The following is a 20,789-nucleotide window of genomic DNA, read 5'->3' as shown; positions in this document are numbered from 1 at the left end:
ATCTCATCACGGAAGTAGGAACCGAACATGAGCGTCGTGCTCACCGACTTCGCCGACGGCGTTGCCGTCATCACCCTCAATCGTCCCGAGGCCAAGAACGCGGTCAACCTGGAACTCGCACAGGCACTCGCCGCCGCGATCGACGAGTTCGAGGAACGCCCCGATCTCACCATCGGCATTATGACCGGATCTGGTGGAACCTTCTGCGCCGGTATGGATCTGAAGGGATTTGCGCGCGGAGAGCGGCCATCGCTACCGGGTCGTGGTTTTGCCGGTCTGACCGAGGCACCGCCGTCGAAGCCGCTGATCGCAGCCGTCGAAGGTTGGGCACTCGCCGGCGGTTGCGAACTGGCCTTGGCGGCCGACTTGATCGTGGCGTCCACGGACGCGAAATTCGGCCTGCCCGAAGTGAAGCGGGGACTTGCCGCGGCCGCCGGCGGACTCCTACGTCTGCCGAAAATTCTTCCGTATCAGTTGGCCATGGAAATCGCGATCACGGGGGATCCACTCAGTGCCACCGTGGCGCATCATCACGGCTTGGTCAATCGGCTCGCCGAACCGGGACACGCGCTGACCGTCGCACGCGAGCTTGCGGCCCGAGTAGCGGCTAACGGTCCACTGGCTGTTCGCGCGACCAAGCAGGTACTGGCAATGTCCGCCAAGTACACCGATCCGGATGCCTTTGTCGCGCAACGCGAATTCATCGATCCGGTCTTCACCTCTCGTGATGCCAAGGAGGGCGCCACGGCATTTGCCGAGAAGCGCTCTCCCGTGTGGAGTGGTTCATGAGTGCCGAGACGATCGAGCGTGCGGCCGTAAGCATCGAACGAGACGGTGCTGTCGCGACGATTGTTCTCTGTCGGCCGCACCGCCGCAACGCTCTCGATCTCGACGCCTGGATCGCTCTACGTGAAGCAGTCCTCGAACTTCAAGAGGACGCGCAGATTCGCTCGGTGATCCTGACCGGCGCGGATGGGACCTTCTGCGCGGGCTCCGATCTGGACAAGCGTGGCTCGTCGCACCCGCTCGATCGCATGCGTGTCATCAACGCAACGGCAATCGCACTGAGTGAGTTTCCCAAACCTCTGGTGGCGAAGGTCGACGGGTTTGCCGTCGGAGCCGGATGGAACATGGCGTTGCTCTGCGACTTCGTCGTGGCGGCCAAGGGTGCGAAGTTCAGCCAGATCTTTGCCAAACGGGGGTTGTCTGTCGACTTCGGTGGTTCGTGGATCCTGCCGAGACTGGTCGGCCTCCAACAAGCCAAGCGACTGGTGATGCTTGCCGAGACGATCGACGCACAGGAAGCCTACGAGCTCGGGTTGGTGACTTATCTGGTCGAACCGGCCGAGCTGGACGAACACACGTCAACACTGGCGCAGCGGCTCGCCGCCGGCCCGCCGGCCGCACTGAGTCAGTCTGCCGCCATGCTCGAACATCACACCTCCCTCTCGTTGCGGGAGGCCTTGGACAACGAGGCGAGGGCGCAAGCGGTCAATTTTGCGACGGATGCCACCGACGCGGTTCGTGCCTTCGTGGAAAAGCGGGAGCCGATCTTCACCGGAGAGTGGGCCGTACCAGGGGCAACTCGGGTGGACTGAGCGACGGATCGCTGGTCGTATGATGGATGAGTGGATCTGCACTTCGTCACCTACTTCGTCGCTGTTGTCGACCACGGTGGGATAACGAAGGCCGCTCAGGCTCTCTACATTTCGCAGCCCTCGCTGTCACAGGCAATTCGTACGCTCGAGCGTCGACTCGGCGCCACGCTGTTCGACCGGACGGGCAGGCGGTTGGTTCTTACCGACGCGGGCCGCACGTTCGATCTCGCGGCCAGGAGAATCCTTGCCGACGTCGAGCGCGCGAAGGCGAAAGTGACCGCCGTTCGCGAACTCGAGTTCGGTCGTGTCGACGTCGTCTCGTACTCGGCGTTCTCGATCGATCCGATGGTCGAGTTGGTCCGGCGATTCCGGGCCAACTTCCCGAAGATCGTCGTGCGTGTTCTCGACACGTACGGCCCGGCCGGGGTCGACAATGCGTTGCGGCGAGGGTCGGCCGAGGTCGGCGTCACCGATCTGAGTATCGGGTACGAAGGTTTGGTCACGGCTCCGATTGCCACTCAGGAGTTGGTGCTCGCCACCCATGCGTCGTTGTCCGGCCGACTTGCAACGCCGTTGGCGGATCCGGTTCCGCGAGCGCTCTTGCACAGTTTGCCGCTTGTGGTCGATCTCGGTGATCAATCGAATCAGTTCCGGGGCTTGCTCAGCGAAGGCGCCGAGAACGTAGTCGTGGACTGTGTCCACCCTGTGACCACGTGGGAACTGGTTCGCCGCGGAATCGGCGCCACTGTAGTGCCGAGAAGGGTTGCACAACAGCAGATGACAGACGTCTGCGCCTTCTCCTTCGATCCGCCGCTGACACGCGACGTCGGTATCGTCTATCGCTCGGGCGAGCAATCCCCGGCGGCCGCTGCATTCATCGCGACGGCTGCGGAAATGGCCACCTCCGCCGTTCCGTCCACGGAAGAGGAGTGAACTGTGGAGTTCCGGCAGATGGAGTACTTCCTCGCAGTGGTCGAGAACAAGGGGATCAACGGCGCCGCAGCGGCTCTCGGCGTTGCTCAGCCGACCGTGTCACAAGCGTTGCGCGGGCTCGAACGTGAACTGGGAGTGAGGCTGTTCCACCGCATCGGGCGCGGCATGGTGCTCAGTGCTGCCGGTCGCAGTCTGGTCGGCCCGAGTCGGCAGGTTTTGCGAGACGTAGCTGCGGCGGCTGAACAGTTGACGGCATCCGATGGCGCCATCGTCGGTCGCCTCGACATCATGGCTTTCCCTGCACTGACCTCGGGGACGATCGTCGATCTGATTGCGGAGTTCTGTCGACGGTATCCGCAAGCACGAGTCAGATTCTCGGAACTCGAGCGTGAGGACAATCTGGAAAGTCTCATCCGGGACGGCCACTGCGAATTCGCGGTGGCTCATCTGCCGCTCGAGGCGGGCGAAGGGCTCGAAATCGTCGAATTGGGGGAGCAGGAATACCGCCTGGTCTACCCGGCGGGAACGGAACTACCCGAGGGGCCGGTACGCCTTTCGGAAATGCCGGACATTCCCATGGTATTCGTTCCTCGCGGGGCAGCGATGGGTGACGCGATCGAAGATTCGATCCGAAAGGCCGGTACCAGAACGGAACTCGCGGTGGTGACCGAGCAACGGGAGTCGCGGCTCCCGATGGTCATCGCCGGACTCGGCGGCTCGTTGGTCGAGCGCTCGGTGGCGAAATCGATGCCTGGTCAGGTGGTGGAACGGGCCTGCGAGCCGAGATTCCTGCGTGCGTACGGTCTCGCCTTCGACCCCTCGACGTTGTCGCCGGTGGGACAGGTATTCGTGAACCTGATCCACGAGTACCTGTCCGACGAACGCCGGTCACAGCACTAGAGTCGGCAGATACGTTCTCGCGCGGCAGAGTACTCGGCGGCGAGACACTCTACTACTGCATGCGTCGGAAGGACTGCATCGATCGTTCCGATGCCCTGTCCGGCGCCCCAGATGTCACGCCAGGCCTTGGTATCGGTGTCGTTGGTCGCGAAACTCATTGCGGATGGATCGGATTCGGCCAGGTTGTCGGGGTCCAAGCCGGCGGCAACGATGCTGCCCCGCAGGTAGTTTCCGTGTACTCCGGTGAACAGGTTGGAATAGACGATGTCGGAGGCCCCTGAACCCACGATCATCTCCTTGTACGCAGGATCCGCGTTAGCCTCTTCGGTTGCGATGAAAGCTGATCCGACGTATGCCAAATCGGCCCCGGCCGCGAGCGCAGCGAGAATCGAATCACCATGAGCGATGGCACCTGACAACAGCAGTGGACCGGCGAACCACTCACGAATCTCCCGAATCAGGGCAAACGGCGACTGCCTACCGGCATGACCACCGGCCCCGGCAGCTACCGCGATCAGTCCGTCGGCGCCCTTCTCGATCGCCTTGCGTGCAAAGCGATTGTCGATGACGTCATGGAGAACGATTCCGCCGTATGCGTGGACTGCGTCGTTGATGTCGGTGCGAGCGCCGAGGGACGTGATGACGATCGGAACCTCGAACTCGGCGATGGTCGCCAGATCCTCTTCCAGGCGGTTGTTGGACCGGTGGACGATGAGGTTGACGGCAAATGGCGCCGACGGATTCTCCGGGTGCTCACGATCATGTTCCTCACGAGCCACGGTGATCAGTTTGAGCCAATCCCGAAGTGCTGACTGCGGACGAGCATTCAGTGCCGGGAAGGACCCGATGATGCCAGAGGTGCACTGCGCGATGACGAGGTCAGGGGTCGAGATGATGAACATCGGTGAAGCGAGAACCGGGACACGCAGTTGCGACGTCAGGTCTGCGAAGGTTGTCACCTGGAACCGCCTTTCTGATCGACGGATTCGAGAAGTCTCGAGCGGAGGTCGGTCTTGAGGACCTTACCGGCAGCCGATGTCGGAAGGAGTTCTACCTCGACGACTTCGCGAATCTTCTTGTACGGCAGCACCTGCTCGGCGACGAACGCCTTGATCTGCTCGGCGTCGAACTCGGCGCCCGGAATCATCACCACGAAGGCTACGGGTTCCTGGCCGTTGCTCCCCACTTCGCGGCCGACAACCGCGGCAGTCGAGATCGCCGGGTGCGAAACCAGAATCTCTTCGAGTTCCCGCGGATAGACGTTGTACCCCTTGTAGATGAGCATGTCCTTGGCCCGGTCACAGATGAAGAGGTATCCGTCCGAGTCCAGGTACGCGATGTCTCCCGTATCCAACCAGCCGTCGACGAACTGTTCTGCGGTGGTTTCCGGGTGTCCGAGATAGCCGTCGGTGACCTGAGGCCCACGCACCCAGAGTTCGCCGCGTTCGTTCTCGCCTAGAACGGTCTTCCGGTCGAGCTGATCGCGAATCTGGATTTCGGTGTCGAAGATCGGGAGGCCGACGCTGCTCTGCCGATATTCCGAGCCGTTGATCAGCGGAGCGGCCGTGACCACACAGGTGGCCTCGGTCAGCCCGTACCCTTCGACGACGAGCGCTTTGGGAAATGCCCGGCGGAGTGCGGCGAGCGTGACACTGTCGATCGGGGCGGCACCCGAAGACACGACGCACACGCTGTCGGTGTTGCGCACCGTAGCGTCGGGATGAACCGACAGTGCGTGCCACATGGCGGGAGACCCGGTGAGATAGGTGGCCTCGTGCTTTTCGATCAGCTCGAGCATCCGGCCGGGTTCGAACCGACCGGCGAACACCTGGGTGAGACCGGAAATCAACAGGAACGACGTGTTGAGCAACGAATGTGCGTGGAAGAGAGGTGAGACCACGATGGTCGCCCCGGTCCCGGGCGTCGGACCGAGCACGTCGAGGCCGTCGATGCGTCGAGGCGTGACGAGACCGTCCGGACCTGCCTCCAACTCGTGCCCGGTTCTCCACCCACACATCTGCGTGATGTTGCCGACGACGTTGCGGTGAAGAACACGAACACCTTTGGATACTCCGGTGGTTCCGCCGGTGAACGCGATGTGTGCGATGTCGTCGCTTCGGACGGAGGCAGGGGTGAATTCGGTGGGTAAATCGGCGATGAAGGCGTCGAATGCGACGACCGACTCCGGTGTGTCGAGCGCGCCCTCGGTGTCCTGGACCATCACGATCGTACGCACGGAGGTTCCGGAAGAGGCCGCGAGCAGTGTGTGCAGCTGCGAACTCTGAGTGACCGCAGCAACGGCGGACGTCTCCTCGATCTGCTTGCGCAGTCCAAGTTCTGGCTGCAGCGGATTGACCAATGTGACTGTCGCCCCGGCCTGCAGGCAGCCGTAGTAGGCCTGGAGGAACTCGACGCAGTTGCCGAGGTGTAGCAACACGACATCGCCGACGCCGACCCCGGCCTGCCGCAGTGCGCCGGCGAATTGTGCACTGCGCTGACCGAGTTCGCGGAACGTGCACGTGCGCTCGCCGTCCACGACGGCGAGGCGATCACCGTAGAGCGCCGCCATGCTGGGTGCCCAGTAGGCCATGGTGGTATCCGGGTAGTGCATGTTGTGGCGCAGTTGTGGATTGGCGATCACGCTGATGCCCGTCACCGGGGAGCCATTCGGATAGCGCCGTCGAGTCTGATGGTCTCGCCGTTGAGGTAGCCGTTCTCGAGCATCGAGACGGCGAGCTGGCCGAACTCGTCCGGACGACCCAGTCGTGAGGGATTGGGAACAGAGGCTTCGAGGGCCGTGCGCACGTCTTCGCGTAGGCGCGCCAGCAGGGGAGTGTCCATGATGCCGGGAGCAATGGTGTTTACGCGGATTCCGCGGCTGGCGAGATCGCGGGCAGCGGTGACCGTCATACCGACGATGCCGGCTTTGGACGCTGTGTAGTTGATCTGACCGATCTGACCTTCGAATGCTGCGACCGACGCCGTCATGATGATGGCACCTCGCTCACCGTCCACTGCGTCGAGTTCCGCCATCCGCTCGGCGCCGAGACGGAGTGCGTTGAACGAACCGACAAGATTCAGCTTGACGACGAACTCGAAATCTTCGACCGATCCGGCTTTTCCGTCCTTGTCGAGAATGCGCATACGACGCCCGGCACCCGCGCAGTGGACGACGCCGCGGAGGCCGCCGCGCTCGTGCGCCGCGTCGAGTGCTTCGGCGAATTGTTCGCTGTCGGTGACGTCGGCCGGGGCGAATTGTGCGGCAGCACCGAGATCGGCCGCCACCTGCTTACCGTCGGACGAAGGCAGATCGATCAACGTGACCTGCGCTCCGGCGTCGAGCAACCGTCGAGCGGTTGCCAGGCCGAGGCCTGAAGCGCCGCCGGTGATCGCGGTGGAAAGTCCCTCGAGTTTCATGAATCAATTCTTCTTTCCTGCTGGATGACGTGTCGGCCCGAAAGCGTTGTCGGGTCAGATCAATTCGAGAATGGTCGCATTGGCCATGCCGCCGGCCTCGCACATCGACTGGAGACCGTAGTGAATTCCGTTGTCGCGCATGTGATGTGCCAGGCGAGTCATCAAGATCGCACCTGATCCGCCGAGTGGGTGGCCGACCGCGATAGCGCCGCCGAGCGGATTCACACGATCGATGGCTGCGCCGGTTTCAGCCTGCCAGGCAAGCGGGACGGGGGCGAATGCCTCGTTGATCTCGAAGGCGCCGATGTCGTCGATGGACAATCCGGAGCGGTCCAATGCCTTTGCGGTGGCGGCAATCGGACCGGTGAGCATGATGACCGGGTCGTCGGCTGCGACCACTGCGGTGTGAATACGAACGAGCGGCTTCCACCCGCGTGCCCGGGCGTACTCGCTGGTCGTGACGAGTGTGGCGCCCGCCCCGTCGGAGATCTGAGAAGAGTTGCCGGCGTGGATGGCACCGTCGGTGTCGAAGGCCGGGGGCAACTTCGCGAGCGACTCCACACTTCCGCCTCGCCGAATGCCTTCGTCCTGGGACAAGCCCGCGATCGGAGTGATCTGCCCGGTGAATGCCCCTTCATCGGTGGCACGGGCCGCGAGTTCGTGTGAGCGGAGGGAGTATTCGTCCAGAGCTGTTCGTGTGAGTGCCCATTTGCGGGCCATCATCTCGGCGCCGGTCCCCTGGCTGAAACCGTCCACCCCGTAGCGTTCGAGTACCGAAGCCGGAAAATGCTCACCGTTCTTGCTGGCGGTACCCATCGGTACTCGTGACATCGATTCGACGCCTCCGGCTACGACCACGTCGTTCTGACCGGAGATGACGGTGGCCGCAGCAAAGGAAACTGCCTGCTGGCTCGATCCGCAGGCCCGGGTCAGCGTGACGCCGGGAACGCTGTCGGGCCAGCCGGCAGCGAGTGCCGCTGTGCGGGCGATGCTTCCGGCCTGCTCGCCGACCTGACTGACGCAACCCCAGATCACGTCGTCGACCGTCGCCGCGTCGAGTCCGGTCCGTTCAGCGAGCGCACGCAGTACATGGGCGGACAACTCGGCCGGATGGATCTCCGAGAGGGCGCGGCCGCGACGGCCGATCGGTGTACGTACTGCGTCGACGATGACGGCATCTCGCATGTATCTCTCCTGCTGTTCGTGCCCGGTTCTGCGACTGTGCGGTCGGGGCGTGTCTCGAGTCGATCACGAGCGGGTCGACCCGGCAATGTCTTTCGGTGAATGGCTTTGTTAGCGAATGGCTATACGTGGAGTACTCAGCCTCGGATGAGCTTGCGATCGCGCTCGGGATTGGCGAAGACGAGGACCAGAACCGCGGCGATCACTCCGATGACGCCGATTGCCTGGAAGGACTGGGCGTAACCGTCGGCCGGGGTTGCAGCGTTGTCCACGATGACTCCCGTTGCGTAAGGAGCAATCAGGCCACCGATCGACATGATGGCGAGGAAGAATCCCATCGTTCCGGCAGTCTGCTGCGGCGGGCACAGCTCCGAGATCGCAGCGTTGATGAGCGGGAAGGTGATTGCCGAGAACCCGTAGCCGATCGAGACCATGGCGACAGCGACGATGGGAGTGGAGATCTGTGGCAGGAACAGGAGAATCGATCCGCAGATCAGAACGCCGACACAGGGAACGATGACGCGAACCGTACGAGAGGTGAAGCCGCGGCCGATCAACTTGTCCGTGACGGAACCGGAGGTGATCATGAGGACGAGACCGACGATCGAGGGCAGCGCGAACATCGAACCGGCCTGCATCGCACTGTATCCGAGGCCGACCTCGAAGTACGACGGCAACCAGGTGAGAACGACGGTGGTCAGCGCGTAGATGGTCGCGATGAGGAAGCAGCAGCTGACGAACGTGCGGGAGAGCAGGATCTTGCGCCACGGAACGTTGGGCTCGGTGACCGCCTTCGTGGCTGTCCCGGCTGCCTCGGTTGCTTCTGTATCTGCAGTCTTGGTCGCCTTGACGGCCTTGCTCGTGTACGGGCCCTCGGACCAACCGGCCAGCCAGCAACCCATCCACACGAGACCGAGAACGGAGAGCGAGAGAACCGCTGCGCGCCAGCCGTAATGAACGGCGATGAAGGTCAGTACCGGCGCGAGGGCGATCTTTGCGACAGAGGCGGATCCGGCGAGCATTGCGCCGGGAAGGCCGCGCTTGGCCGGCGGGTGCCACGAGTACGCCGCGGTGTGCATCAGCGCCGAACTGGGGCCTTCGGCAAATCCGAGGAGCATGCGCGAGACGATCAACATCGCGAGGCTGGCGCCGAGAACGAGGGGGAGCATGACCACGGACCAGATTGCGGCCAGGATCAACAGCGCCCAACGCAGGGTCAGGTACTTGTTGAGCGGTCCGGCGAGGAATCCACCGATGCAGAACATCAGGAAGAAGAGCGAGCCGACCATGCCGATTTGCGAAGACTTCAGTCCGAGCTCACGAGCGAGGGGCTGAGCGATGATTCCGAGGACTGCCTTGTCCGCGTAGTTGACGATGTAGAGGAAAACGACGAGCCCGGTCATCGTCCACGCACGCTTGCGGGTACCGAAGACGGGAACTGCTGACGAATCTGGCGTTGCTGTTGCTTCGGGCTGGACGTCGTTACGCTGTGGCGCGATGGGGGTCACGTGGCGTCCCTTCGAGACTGGTGGGCGGATGCGATCGTGCTCGAAGCGCGGCCTCGAAGCGATCGATGGTGGTGTGTTTGCCGGCTGACTCATTCAACGTGTTCTGGATCACTTTGAGCAATGTCGCGTCGATGATCGGAACGATAGCGGTTGCCTATGTATCGCAGGTCAGGCCATATTGGTACGCCCTATCGGACGCATAGCCGATGAGTGTTGGATCGAATGCGGAACATTGAGGCAAGGTGAGATCAGGATCACCCTGTCCCCTTGACCGACTGGAGTTCATACATGCAGCGCACCGTGTTCAACGAGGATCACGAGGCATTCCGGGCAACCGTTCGCGATTTCATCGCGAAGGAAGTAACCCCGGTCCACGAGAAGTGGGAAGAGGACGGTCACCCGCCCCGTGACTTCTACCGACGACTCGGAGAGCTGGGCGTACTCGGAATTCAGGTGCCGGAAGAATACGGCGGAGGCGGCGAGAAGTCGCTCAAGTTCAACGTCGTCGTCGCCGAGGAAGTTGCTGCCGCCGGGGCGTCGTTCGGCTCGCAGTCGGTGCATACGAACCTGATCCTGCCCTACCTGCTCGAGTACGCGAACGAAGAACAGAAGAGCCGCTGGTTGCCGGGCTTCGCTTCCGGAGATCTGATGTTCGCGATTGCGATGACCGAACCGGGAACAGGATCGGATCTGGCGAACATCGCGACCACGGCCAAGCTGTCGGAGGACGGTACGCACTACGTGGTCAATGGTTCCAAGACGTTCATCACCGGTGGAGTACTTGCCGACCGCGTCCTGGTGGTGTGCCGTACCGCGCCCAGCACAGCGGAGAACCGGCGCACGGGGTTGTCGATTCTGGTGATCGATACGTCGTCGCCCGGATACTCGGTGGGGCGCAAGATCAACAAGATCGGGCTCAAGACCTCCGACACTGCGGAGCTTTCGTTTGTCGACGTCAAGGTGCCCGTCGAGGACCGACTCGGAGAAGAGGGCGACGGCTTCAGCTATCTGACCCACAACCTGGCTCAGGAGCGGTTGACCATCGCGTTCGGAGCGGCCGCCACTGCCAGTGCAGCGCTTCGCTTTGCCATCGACTACGTCAAGGACCGCAAGGTGTTCGGCAAGCCGGTCGCGGCCTTCCAGAACACCAAATTCGTTCTGGCCGAATGCGCTACCGAGGTTGATGCCATCCAGCTGGTGTCCGACAACGCACTCGAATGTCATGACCGCGGCACTCTGACGATTCCCGACGCAGCGAAGGCGAAACTGTTCTGCACCGAGGCGGCAGGTCGAGTGATCGACAAGTGCCTCCAATTGCACGGCGGGTACGGCTACATCACCGAGTATCCCATCGCGCGTCTTTACGCAGACACGCGTGTCACACGAATCTACGGTGGCACAAGTGAAGTCATGAAGACCATCATCGCGAAGGATCTTGGTCTCTGACGCACTCTCGACATGTTGTCGGCCTCGGAACAAGTGTTCCGAGGCCGAAAACATCTTCCGGGTAGGTCAGTTCGCCGGAACCCCGACCACGCCGTCCGCGATCAGCGTCGAGGCGTGATCGGCGTTGGTTCCGAGGATGTCGGCGAGCACCGCGATCGAATCGCCGCCGACCTCGGAGGCGGGTCCGGTACCCAGGTGTGCGCCGTCGAACGAGGCAGGATTGGCGGCAGCCAGGTAGCTTCCGATTCGAGGTTGATCGAGTGCGGAGAACATCGGGTTGTTCTCCAGTTCGCCAGATTTCACCACTTCCTCGAAACTGCGGTACCTCTCGAACAGAACCGACGATGTGTCCAGCGCTGCAGCGATCTCGGCGCCGCTGTGTTCCCGGAACCAATGTGAGAACAGAGCAGTGAGTACCTCTCGATGACGGTAGCGATCCGCTTCGGTGGAGAAGTCGGCTCCGAGCGCAGCTTCGACAGCGTCGACAGCCGCCGTGGTGCCGGTGACCGACGCAAGGTCGCGGAAATGGCGGGTAGTGAGTGCAACGATCATGAACCGTTCGTTGTCGCTGGAGACGAAATCGATTCCGTACGTGCCGTAGACGGCGTTTCCGCCGGACTCGCGACTGCGACCGTTCACTTGTACCTCGGTGAGGTAACCGAGGGTTCCCGCGGTGGCCAATGCGACGTCTTCGAGTGGGAGCGTGATCCGAGATCCATGTCCGGTCGAGTCACGTTGGCGCACTGCGGCAGTGATCGACAGGGCGGCGTAGAGCCCGCATGCGACGTCCCAGGCGGGCAGTGCGTGGTTGACAACTCCGGCGTAGTCGGCGGGGCCGGTGATCTGTGGAAATCCCAAGGCGGCGTTGACCGTGTAGTCGACTCCGGGGCTGCCGTCGCGGCGTCCGAGGATCTCGAGGGTGATGACGTCGCTACGCAACTGGGCCAGGGAGTCGTGGCTCATCCACTTACGGCCGCCGGCGTTGGTGACCAGGATTCCGCCGCCAGGTCCCGGCGCCGTGACCAGTTGGCGTATCAGTTCTTGGCCGCGTTCGGCGCGCATGTCCACTGACAGTGACCGTTTGCCTTTGTTGAGTCCGGTCCAGTAGATGCTCTCGCCCTTGTCTGTGACGGGCCAGCGATTGTAATCGGAGGCACCTCCGATCGGGTCGATCCGGATCACCTCGGCGCCGAGTTGGGAGAGCGTCAGTCCGCACAGCGGCGCGGCGACAAAGCTCGAGACCTCGACGATGCGAAGCCCGGACAGCGGGCCTGGGCTTTGAGTCATGTGTGGTCCTCCGTGATAGAAGAGTGTGTGCTCATGCCATCAACACGGTGAAACGCCAGTCGAGAACCGGAGTTTGTGTTGCAGAAGCATTGTGGGAGAACACGAGCGAACGCAGTTGCACTGCGGTTCCGTGTTCGAGGGGCGACGAGTTTTCGACGTGCAGTTCGCTCGTGAGGGTATCGCCCTCGTGAACGGGTCCGGTGTGATCGCACGAGTGCCACCCGAGAACCGTCACCACGTTGGGCAGAGCGCGAGTCGCCTGGGCGAGTGCGATCCCGATGGTGTGGCCGCCGTAGACGAGGCGACCGTGGGCGCCGACGCGATCGTCGTGGTGCGTCGCTGCGATGTTCAAGCTCAGCCGGGCAAGTTCGGGTGCGCTGGAGACGACGTCGCCGCTGCTGTGGAAGACGGAGCCCACCAAATCGGAATCGAAGTGCCTGCCGGGTACCCGCTCTCGATACGTGTCGAGGTCCCAACCGTCAGGTGATACGTACGGAGCCGGTTCGGACGGACCGATCGCCCCGAGGTCGTCGGCGTGGCGAGTTCTCGCCTCGATCGGGTCGGGGCTCAGGGGGAGCATGGCGCAGCGGTAGAAGTCGAGGACCGTGTTGCCGTTCTGATCAGCAGACGTCATCCGTAGCGCGGCAAGTCCGGTGGCGCCGCGTCCCGGCTTGGCCGAGTTCTCGCGTAGACCGACAACCTCGGTGCGCGTATACAGGGTGTCGCCGAGTACCGGGAAACGGTGGAATCGCAGTCCACGGTAGAAGAGGTTCGCCTTGACGTGGTGTGTGACCACGGTTGACTGGCCGATGGCGATGTCGGTGACCAGTCCTGGATTTGCCACTGGTGCACCGGAACCCGTGACGCTCGACGACAAGTGTGCGTCGAGAGGCAAGCGCATGCGGTCACCGAGGATCGCCTGATGGGAGGCGGCGAGTCCACTGGTCAACGTCACCGCGGGGGCTTCGTCGAAGATCTGACCATGGGTGAGCTCGTCGAAGTACGGGCCTCCCACGTAGTGCTCGCTCATACGGTGACTCCTTCGGCTCGGGCAAGCGTACGACGCGCTGCCACGGCCACAGCTTCGTCGAGCATCTGGCCGTCGAGTTGGGCGGCACCCGAACCCAGGGTTTCGGCTTCTTCGAGTGCGGTCAGTACCCGTCGGGCGTCATTGACGGCGTCGTCCGAAGGAGTGAATGCGGTAGTGGCCGAGTCGATCTGCGCCGGGTGGATGACCCATTTGCCGTCGAACCCGAGAGCGCTGGTCCAGTGCGCGGCGCGGCGGAAAGCGTCGTCGTCGGTGATGCCGAGAAAGGGCCCGTCGATGGCTGCGACGCCGGCTGCGCGGCAGGCGATCAGGATTCTGTCCTGGACGGCAAGCCAGTGTTCAGGCAGTGCCGAGCGTGAACGGCCGAGCGCTGCACCGAGATCGGCGTATCCGATGATTGCGGCTTGGAGACGAGGAGTCGCGCGGGCGATGGAGTCGGCATTCTGGACGCCGAGCGGAGTTTCGATCAGGGCTTGCAGGGTGGTGTGGTGCCCACCGGCAGTGAAGAGGATGTGCTCGGCCTCGAGTAGTTCGTCGGCGGACTCGACCTTCGGGACGATCACGCTCGTCAGCGATTCTCCGAGGGCGCCGCAGGCGATCAGGTCGTCGCGGGCCCATGGTGTGGTCAGGCCGTTGATTCGGACCGAGATGGTGCGCGCCCTACCGAACTCGTGCACCAAGGTGCTCACGAGGGTTCGCGCCAGGTCCTTGTTCGCCGAAGTGACGGCATCTTCGAGGTCGAGAATCACCTCGTCTGCGTTCGAGAAGAGTGCTTTGCGTGCCTTGCGCTCGTCTGAACCCGGCGCGACCAGGGACGCGCGACGTCTGGTGGCGCGGTAGTGGTTCTCGTCCATAGTGTGTCGATTACCTCGATCTGGAAATCAAATGTACGGCCAGTTGTGAAGTGGATGAGCTGCCGTGAACGGCGTTGATGTGCACCGAACTGCCTCGATGCTGGCAGTTGCTGCGTATCGATGTCAAGGCGCGGTATTGACATTGCGCGAACAATATCGAAATATGGCCGTACAAACTTATTTCAAGTCGAGGCGGATTCATGCTCAAGCTCAACGACGAAGAGACATTCCTGATCGAAACCGTGCGCCGGTTCGTCGACCGAGAGGTCAAGCCCACGGTCCAGGAGGTGGAGCACGCGAACGAGTATCCCGAGAAGTGGATCGATCAGATGAAGCAGATCGGGATCTACGGGCTCGCGATTCCCGAGGAGTACGGCGGATCGCCGGTGTCCATGCCCTGTTATGCGCAGGTGACGCAAGAACTGTCGCGCGGATGGATGTCCCTGGCGGGAGCGATGGGCGGGCACACTGTGGTCGCCAAGCTCATCTCGCTGTTCGGTACCGAAGAACAGAAGGTGAAGTACCTGCCGCGAATGGCAACCGGCGAGATCCGGGCAACGATGGCCCTCACCGAGCCCGGCGGAGGTTCCGATCTGCAGGCCATGACAACCAACGCCAAGAGCGACGGCACAGATCTGGTCGTCAACGGAGCCAAGACATGGATCACCAATGCCCGCCGATCCGGCGTGATCGCCTTGCTGTGCAAGACCGATCCAAGCGCAAGCCCTCGTCATGCGGGCATCTCGATCGTTCTCGTCGAGCACGGCGAAGGGCTGACCGTCTCCCGCGACCTCCCGAAGCTCGGATACAAGGGCGTCGAGAGTTGTGAACTGTCCTTCGACAATTACCGCATCTCCGAGTCGGCCATTCTGGGCGGTACTCCCGGAAAGGGTTTCGGGCAGATGATGAAGGGGCTCGAGACCGGCCGTATCCAGGTGGCTTGCCGCGCACTGGGCGTCGCCACGGCCGCACTCGAAGATTCACTTGCGTATGCGCAGCAGCGCGAGAGCTTCGGCCAGCCGATCTGGAAGCACCAGTCGATCGGCAATTACCTCGCCGACATGGCAACGAAGCTGACGGCCGCACGGCAGCTGACGTGGCACGCGGCGCAGATGTACGACAGTGGGGAGCGGTGCGACATGGAGGCGGGCATGGCCAAGCTGTACGCCTCCGAGGTGGCGATGGAAATCGCTTTGTCCGCCGTCCGCATCCACGGCGGTTACGGCTATTCGACGGAGTACGACGTCGAGCGGTATTTCCGTGATGCACCACTGATGATCGTCGGGGAGGGAACCAACGAAATTCAGCGCAACGTGATCGTTTCGCAGCTGGTTGCCCGCGGCGGTCTGTGACGGACCGGTGAGCAAGTAGGATCATGTCGCTATGAGCGGTAAGGAAAGAGAGACGGAGCCGGCGTACCAACGCCTCTCTCGTGAGCTTCGTCAGCAGATCTCTGCCGGTACCTACCGCGACGGCATTCAACTGCCCACCGAATCCGAACTGGCGCAGCATCACGGCGTGAGTCGGCAGACGGTCCGCCGAGCCTTTCACGATCTGGTTGCCGAGGGCATCGTGTACCGAGTACCCGGGCGCGGAACGTTCGTGACCGAGAACAGCGGCCGCTATCTCCGTCATCTCGGATCCATCGAAGATCTCATGAACCTTTCGCGGGACACGACGATGGAAGTGGTGTCACCGCTGCACCGGCGCGTGGACATCGAGGCGGCCAGTCGGCTTCGGCTCGACACCGACGTCGTGTACACCGTGGTCTTCCGGCGGATACACGAGGGAGTTCCGTTCGTGCAGACGACGGCGCATCTGCCGGAGGCGATCGCGCGGCAGATCATCGACCTGCCCGCCATGGCGGCCGGTGCGGTGAGCGCCAATACGGTGATCGGCTTGCTGGAACCGCTGATCGACAGTCCGATTGTCGAAGCAGCACAATCGATCACGGTGTCCCCGGCCACGGCGGACGTTGCCAGGGACGTCGATTGCGAAATCGGCCACGCCATGTTGCGGGTGGACCGTTTGTACTCCAACGCGCAGGGCGTTGCCAACGAGTTGTCGGTGAGCTATTTCTTGCCGGAGCAGTACACGTATCGGGTCACGCTGCGCCGCGGCGCACATTGACGCTGCGCCGCGGCGCACATTAGCGCTGCACTTTTCTTTGCTGTTCAACACCTTTCAGGAGAGAACTATGCGAATTTTCAACGGAATCGACGAAGTAGAGACGGCTGTCGGTGAGCACTTGGGCTACAGCGCGTGGTTCCCGGTCACACAGGATCGGATCGACAAGTTCGCCGACGCCACCGAGGATCACCAGTGGATTCACGTGGATCCCGAGCGCGCAGCGCAGGGTCCGTACGGCGGCACCATCGCCCACGGCTATCTGACTCTTTCGTTATTGCCGGTGCTCGGCGCTCAGGTGATGCGTGTCGACGGAATCTCCATGACCGTGAACTACGGAAGCAACAAGGTGCGATTCCCCGAACCGGTCAAGGTCGGTTCTTCGGTGCGGGCAGGTGCGGAGATTCTTTCCTTCGAGCGCACCGCGAAGGGCGCGACGATAGTCGTGCGGTACACGATCGAAATCGAAGGAGCGGGTAAACCTGCGCTGGTAGCGGATACCGTGCGCCTGTTGGTCTCCTGAATCCTTTTCCATTCTTCCAGAACGAGATTCGAGGTCAGTTGTGAAACGAGCAGCATTGGTCGCGCCGGTCAGAACCGCGGTGGGCCGTTTCGGAGGGGCACTTCGTGACGTGCCTGCGGAAAGTCTGGCTGCCACCGTCGTCAAGGAGACCGTGCGTCGTAGCGGAATCGATCCGTCCCGCATCGACGACGTCGCGATGGGGCAGTCGTATGCCAATTCGGAGGCACCGTGCATCGGAAGGTGGGCGGCGCTCGAGGCCGGGTTGCCGATTTCGGTAGCCGGCTTCCAGACGGATCGCCGATGTGGAACGGGTCTGCAGGCCATCGTTACCGCGGCCATGATGGTCCAGACGGGTGCGGCCGACGTGGTTCTCGCGGGTGGCGTCGAATCGATGAGCGGGATCGAGCACTACACCACCGGAGCGCGGTGGGGCACCAGATCCGGTGGGCTGCAACTGTTCGACCGCCTCGATCGTGGCCGCGAGCGCTCGCAACCCGAGTGGCGTTTCGGCCGGATCAGCGGAATGATCGAAACGGCGGAGAACGTCGCGACACGCTGCGGGATCACGCGGGAAGAGTCGGACACCTTCGCTGTCGACAGCCACCGAAAGGCAACACTGGCAAGAGAATCCGGCCGCTTCGATGCCGAAATCGTCGCCGTCGAACTGACGGATCGAAAAGGGAACGTCACACAGTTTCGTGCTGACGAGGGGATCCGTCCGGATACCTCACTCGAAACCCTGGCACGGCTGCGTGCGGTGACCGAGGGAGGCGTCGTGACCGCCGGTAACGCCAGCCAGCAGAACGACGCTGCGGCAGCGATGTTGGTTGTCGCCGAGGATCGTCTGGACGAGCTGGGGCTGGAACCCATCGGGTTCCTCGACAGTTGGGCCGCGGCCGGTTGTGAACCGGCGCTGATGGGCCTCGGGCCGGTTGCCGCCGTCTCGAAACTGTTTGCTCGCACCGGGGCACGCTTTGCCGATTTCGATCTGGTCGAGCTGAACGAGGCGTTTGCGTGCCAGGTTCTCGGCGTCGTGAAGGAATGGGGATTCGAGGACCTCGATCGCCTGAACGTCAACGGTTCCGGCATCTCGCTCGGGCACCCCGTGGGAGCGACGGGTGCGCGTATGGCAACAACCGCGCTTCACGAACTCGGCCGACGCGGCGGCGGAAAAGCGCTGTTGACCATGTGTATCGGCGGTGGCCAGGGTATGGCGGCCGTGGTGGAGTCTGCCTGACGAGGTTCGCTTCTGGGTACACTTGCGGCGGGGGATCGGAAGTTCTACGGAGGCAGTCGGTTGACGAATGCAGGCGCAGCAGACACCAGTGGCGCGCTGAGCGTCGAGGATGTTCGTCGCGCCAGGGCCGCACTCGAGGGTTTGGACGTCACCAGTTGGTCCGGTCGCTTCGAGCTTCTCTCCGACACCAATCGTCTGCGTCTGTTGCTCTGCCTTCATCACGCACCGGGTATCTGCGTCACGGATTTGTCCGTGGCGCTGGGGATGAGCGGCACAGCCGTCTCACATGCGCTGCGGCTACTGCGTAGCCAGGGGTGGGTGAGCGCGACCCGCGACGGCCGATCGATGCGATACCAACTGGCGGACGACACCGTTCACCAGCTGCTGCATTCGATCGGCGCCACACATTTTCACGACGAGACACCCACCCCCGGGCACACGCACAGCTGAGCGCTACTCAAGGAGTCGCGAAGAACTTCTCGACGGCCGGCGCAGCGTTCGGGTTTCCGTTGGTGATTCCTGCGCCGACTCCGGCAACCGTGCCGATGACTCCACCGACGATGCAGCCGGCGATGAAGTTCGGGAAGATCGACAGGCAGCCGATTCCGACGCCGAGGTTGGCTCCGATCAGGGTCGATTGCAGACCACCGTTGTTCCAGCCGATATTGACCTCGTTGGCCATCGTGTCGAACGCGGCCTGCTTCGGATCGTTACCGGGGAAGAGCATCAACGCCGCCTGGCTGTTCGACTCTGCGGTCGGTGTCAGTAGGGGTTGGGACGGATCGAAGCCCGCATTCGGGGGCGCTGCGACCGCGGTGCCGGCTCCGGCGCCGACTGCGGCGACGACGAGTACGGACATGGTGAGAGTTCGGGACAGTTTCATGGGGACGGCCAATCTGTCTGTGTGGAACCAGTCGTGAATGGTGGCGGTGCAGTTCGTTAACCAGAACTCCACCGTCTGGATCGATCGTGCGGACCTCCTCGGGCACAACGGGACCCGTCGTCTCCGCGCGACGGGCCGTGTTTGGTGGCTACCCGACTCCGAGTGCCCTGAAACCGCCTAGTCTCATTCGTTTTTCGACAACCGCGCACGCAATTCTTCGACCTCGGCAGTAAGCCGATCTACCTCGGCTTGCAGGGGTTGGCGTGCCAGAGCGAGGGATTCGTCCATGCGCTCCTTGTCGAAGCGTGGCGTGATGTTTCGACTGCAGTTCCAGTCGAACGCTTCGACGTCGATGACGATGGAACGCTGGGCTTTTGCCGTCATGGTGCCGCCGGGGACTTGCAAGAGCTGTTGCAGTAGTGCAGGGTCCTCGTCCGCTTCGATCACCTGCGCGCGCCCGTAGATCTTCAATCTCGTTCGCGTCGGGTAATCGATGACGAACAGCGAGATGCGATTGTTCTCTTCCAGATTGCCGAGCGTCACGAATTGCTGATTGCCGGGGAGATCGGCGAATCCGATTCGATTCGGGCCCAACACATGCAGGAATCCGCGCGGGCCGCCGCGATGTTGGACGTACGGCCAACCGTCGGGCGTCACCGTGGACATGAAGAAGGAATCCACGGATTTCACGAATCCCTGCGCGCGGAAATCGAATTCCATCGGGCCCTCGTCGGGCTGATCGAGTTTCGAACCGTACACGGTGAAACTTCCGGTCGACCGCTGACGCTCCACCGCAGCGGGGGAGAAGGCGATGTGTGCGTATCGGGTCGACATTTTCCAACTCCTGATGCTCAGTGCCAACGGTGGTCGGCAACGGCAGTTCGCGGACCGAACTTGGGTTTGACGGCTTGCCCGCTGACCTGCAGAAGCCTCACGGCGCGGTATCGATGCGGTTGAAGGGGAGCGAGGTACTGCACCATCTGGGCGTCGTCGATCGGTTCACCCAGCAGTGACCACCCGACGACGGCAGAAAGGTGGTAGTCGCCGACCGAGAGTGCATCGGAATCGCCGAATGCACGCTGAGCCACTTCGGCGGCAGTCCAGATCCCGACGCCGGGTACCGCTCGCAACCGTTTGGTCGCCTCGGTCCTGGGGAACGTGGATGCCTGCTCGAGGCGGTCGGCGACGCGAGCGCACTGAACGATCGTCTTGGACCTCGCGGGATCGACGTTCGCGCGATGGAATTCCCATGACGGCATTCGACGCCATTGGTCCGCGGTGAGTGGAACCCGCATTCCGTCGGGCGCGGGGCCGGGTGGGCGCTCCCCGAACTTGGTCAGCAGGCGGCGCCACGCGGCGAATGCGTCGATGCCGTGGACTCGTTGCTCGAGGATCGCGGGAACGAGAGCTTCCATGACGCGGCCGGTGCGGCCGATGCGCAGATGAGGGAAGCGTCGATGAGCTTCGGCGAGCTTGGGATGTTCGGGGGCAAAATCTTCGGCTTCGTCGTCGAGACCGAGCAGCGCTTCGGCGCCGTTCAGGAATTCCGTGGCGCCGGGACCCCAGGCCTGTACCCGGACCGTATGGCGATCCGACTGGGTGATGCGGTAGGTCACAGGACCCGAAAGTTGGCGGGAAACTCGCCAGATCGCTCCGTCGGCTGACCGTCGATGTGCGGGGTCGCCGGGTCCGCGCTGATGCGGGCTGAGCGTCAGCGCGGCATCGAGCGGTCGCTGAGAAGTCACCGTGACTTCGTCGACCGGAGATAGCGGCGTCATCGAGGTCAGCGTATCGCCACCGTCCATCCTCCGTTAAGGCGTGTGTCGGTGGCGCAACGTATTGTCCG

At 62.8% G+C, this 20,789-nt stretch carries 21 protein-coding genes; 10 read left to right on the top strand and 11 right to left on the bottom strand.

The features are described 5' to 3' along the window. Positions 1-27: 27 nt before the first annotated feature. The 4 genes from ACBG85_RS24645 to ACBG85_RS24630 are packed head-to-tail and all read left to right on the top strand — an operon-like array spanning position 28 to position 3,431. Positions 28-789, top strand: a complete 762-nt coding sequence (locus ACBG85_RS24645; protein ID WP_372025212.1) for a crotonase/enoyl-CoA hydratase family protein — start codon at positions 28-30, stop codon at positions 787-789. Beyond that, positions 786-1,598, top strand: a complete 813-nt coding sequence (locus ACBG85_RS24640; RefSeq protein ID WP_075835472.1) for an enoyl-CoA hydratase/isomerase family protein — start codon at positions 786-788, stop codon at positions 1,596-1,598. The genes ACBG85_RS24645 and ACBG85_RS24640 overlap by 4 nt, the downstream gene beginning before the upstream one ends. A gap of 30 nt (positions 1,599-1,628) precedes the next feature. Beyond that, entirely contained in the window at positions 1,629-2,531 is a 903-nt protein-coding gene (locus ACBG85_RS24635; protein WP_007729501.1) for a LysR family transcriptional regulator, read from the top strand. A 3-nt stretch (positions 2,532-2,534) separates the two neighbouring features. Continuing rightward, the gene (locus tag ACBG85_RS24630) at positions 2,535-3,431 is read left to right on the top strand and encodes a LysR family transcriptional regulator (RefSeq protein WP_003939949.1); all 897 of its coding nucleotides are present in this window, start codon (positions 2,535-2,537) and stop codon (positions 3,429-3,431) included. Here ACBG85_RS24630 and ACBG85_RS24625 read toward each other — a convergent pair. The 5 genes from ACBG85_RS24625 to ACBG85_RS24605 all read right to left on the bottom strand — a co-directional run bounded on the left by ACBG85_RS24625 (position 3,428) and on the right by ACBG85_RS24605 (position 9,631). Beyond that, complete coding sequence (locus tag ACBG85_RS24625) at positions 3,428-4,333, bottom strand: NAD(P)H-dependent flavin oxidoreductase (protein ID WP_372027908.1); 906 nt, start codon at positions 4,331-4,333, stop codon at positions 3,428-3,430. The two genes, ACBG85_RS24630 and ACBG85_RS24625, sit on opposite strands and share 4 nt — an antisense overlap. A gap of 53 nt (positions 4,334-4,386) precedes the next feature. Beyond that, the gene (locus tag ACBG85_RS24620) at positions 4,387-6,042 is read right to left on the bottom strand and encodes a class I adenylate-forming enzyme family protein (protein ID WP_050654636.1); all 1,656 of its coding nucleotides are present in this window, start codon (positions 6,040-6,042) and stop codon (positions 4,387-4,389) included. A gap of 41 nt (positions 6,043-6,083) precedes the next feature. Then, a complete protein-coding gene (locus ACBG85_RS24615; protein ID WP_007729494.1) occupies positions 6,084-6,848 on the bottom strand; it encodes an SDR family NAD(P)-dependent oxidoreductase in 765 nt (254 codons plus the stop codon). Positions 6,849-6,902: 54 nt separating this feature from the next. Beyond that, the gene (locus ACBG85_RS24610) at positions 6,903-8,033 is read right to left on the bottom strand and encodes a thiolase family protein (RefSeq protein ID WP_064687746.1); all 1,131 of its coding nucleotides are present in this window, start codon (positions 8,031-8,033) and stop codon (positions 6,903-6,905) included. Between the two features lie 134 nt (positions 8,034-8,167). Next, positions 8,168-9,631, bottom strand: a complete 1,464-nt coding sequence (locus ACBG85_RS24605; protein WP_174519483.1) for an MFS transporter — start codon at positions 9,629-9,631, stop codon at positions 8,168-8,170. Positions 9,632-9,826: 195 nt separating this feature from the next. Here ACBG85_RS24605 and ACBG85_RS24600 point away from each other — a divergent pair, with 195 nt between their 5' ends. Next, a complete protein-coding gene (locus ACBG85_RS24600; protein WP_003940617.1) occupies positions 9,827-10,984 on the top strand; it encodes an acyl-CoA dehydrogenase family protein in 1,158 nt (385 codons plus the stop codon). Between the two features lie 66 nt (positions 10,985-11,050). Here the strand turns inward: ACBG85_RS24600 and ACBG85_RS24595 are convergent, their stop codons facing one another. The 3 genes from ACBG85_RS24595 to ACBG85_RS24585 are packed head-to-tail and all read right to left on the bottom strand — an operon-like array spanning position 11,051 to position 14,173. Then, positions 11,051-12,271 (bottom strand): CoA transferase, encoded by a 1,221-nt coding sequence (locus ACBG85_RS24595; RefSeq protein WP_054188392.1) that lies wholly within the window; start codon positions 12,269-12,271, stop codon positions 11,051-11,053. Between the two features lie 31 nt (positions 12,272-12,302). Beyond that, positions 12,303-13,301: a MaoC family dehydratase gene (locus ACBG85_RS24590; protein WP_030537188.1), complete on the bottom strand. Its 999-nt coding sequence runs from the start codon at positions 13,299-13,301 to the stop codon at positions 12,303-12,305. Then, positions 13,298-14,173, bottom strand: a complete 876-nt coding sequence (locus ACBG85_RS24585) for a CoA ester lyase (protein ID WP_030537187.1) — start codon at positions 14,171-14,173, stop codon at positions 13,298-13,300. The genes ACBG85_RS24590 and ACBG85_RS24585 overlap by 4 nt, the downstream gene beginning before the upstream one ends. A 200-nt stretch (positions 14,174-14,373) precedes the next feature. Between ACBG85_RS24585 and ACBG85_RS24580 the strand changes: the two genes are divergently transcribed. The 5 genes from ACBG85_RS24580 (at position 14,374) to ACBG85_RS24560 (ending at position 18,510) form a co-directional block, all read left to right on the top strand. Continuing rightward, on the top strand, positions 14,374-15,525 hold the full coding sequence (locus ACBG85_RS24580; RefSeq protein WP_003940468.1) for an acyl-CoA dehydrogenase family protein: 1,152 nt from the start codon (positions 14,374-14,376) through the stop codon (positions 15,523-15,525). A gap of 31 nt (positions 15,526-15,556) precedes the next feature. After that, on the top strand, positions 15,557-16,303 hold the full coding sequence (locus ACBG85_RS24575; protein WP_042448526.1) for a GntR family transcriptional regulator: 747 nt from the start codon (positions 15,557-15,559) through the stop codon (positions 16,301-16,303). A gap of 67 nt (positions 16,304-16,370) precedes the next feature. After that, positions 16,371-16,823 (top strand): MaoC family dehydratase, encoded by a 453-nt coding sequence (locus ACBG85_RS24570; RefSeq protein WP_003940415.1) that lies wholly within the window; start codon positions 16,371-16,373, stop codon positions 16,821-16,823. A 40-nt stretch (positions 16,824-16,863) separates the two neighbouring features. After that, positions 16,864-18,060, top strand: coding sequence for an acetyl-CoA C-acetyltransferase (locus ACBG85_RS24565; protein WP_050654613.1), 1,197 nt, complete (start codon positions 16,864-16,866; stop codon positions 18,058-18,060). 60 nt (positions 18,061-18,120) lie between these two features. After that, a complete protein-coding gene (locus ACBG85_RS24560) occupies positions 18,121-18,510 on the top strand; it encodes a metalloregulator ArsR/SmtB family transcription factor (RefSeq protein WP_003940184.1) in 390 nt (129 codons plus the stop codon). Between the two features lie 7 nt (positions 18,511-18,517). Here ACBG85_RS24560 and ACBG85_RS24555 read toward each other — a convergent pair whose 3' ends face one another. From ACBG85_RS24555 to ACBG85_RS24545, 3 genes are all read right to left on the bottom strand, one after another. Further along, entirely contained in the window at positions 18,518-19,015 is a 498-nt protein-coding gene (locus tag ACBG85_RS24555) for a hypothetical protein (protein ID WP_003940625.1), read from the bottom strand. A 111-nt stretch (positions 19,016-19,126) separates the two neighbouring features. Next, positions 19,127-19,777 (bottom strand): pyridoxamine 5'-phosphate oxidase family protein, encoded by a 651-nt coding sequence (locus ACBG85_RS24550; protein WP_003940212.1) that lies wholly within the window; start codon positions 19,775-19,777, stop codon positions 19,127-19,129. A 17-nt stretch (positions 19,778-19,794) separates the two neighbouring features. Beyond that, positions 19,795-20,748 (bottom strand): DNA-3-methyladenine glycosylase, encoded by a 954-nt coding sequence (locus ACBG85_RS24545; protein WP_064443706.1) that lies wholly within the window; start codon positions 20,746-20,748, stop codon positions 19,795-19,797. Positions 20,749-20,789: the final 41 nt, after the last annotated feature.

The organism is Rhodococcus sp. NyZ502 (assembly GCF_041464245.1).
Lineage (GTDB): Bacteria > Actinomycetota > Actinomycetes > Mycobacteriales > Mycobacteriaceae > Rhodococcus_F > Rhodococcus_F qingshengii.
This window is presented reverse-complemented; position numbering and strand designations above follow the sequence as displayed.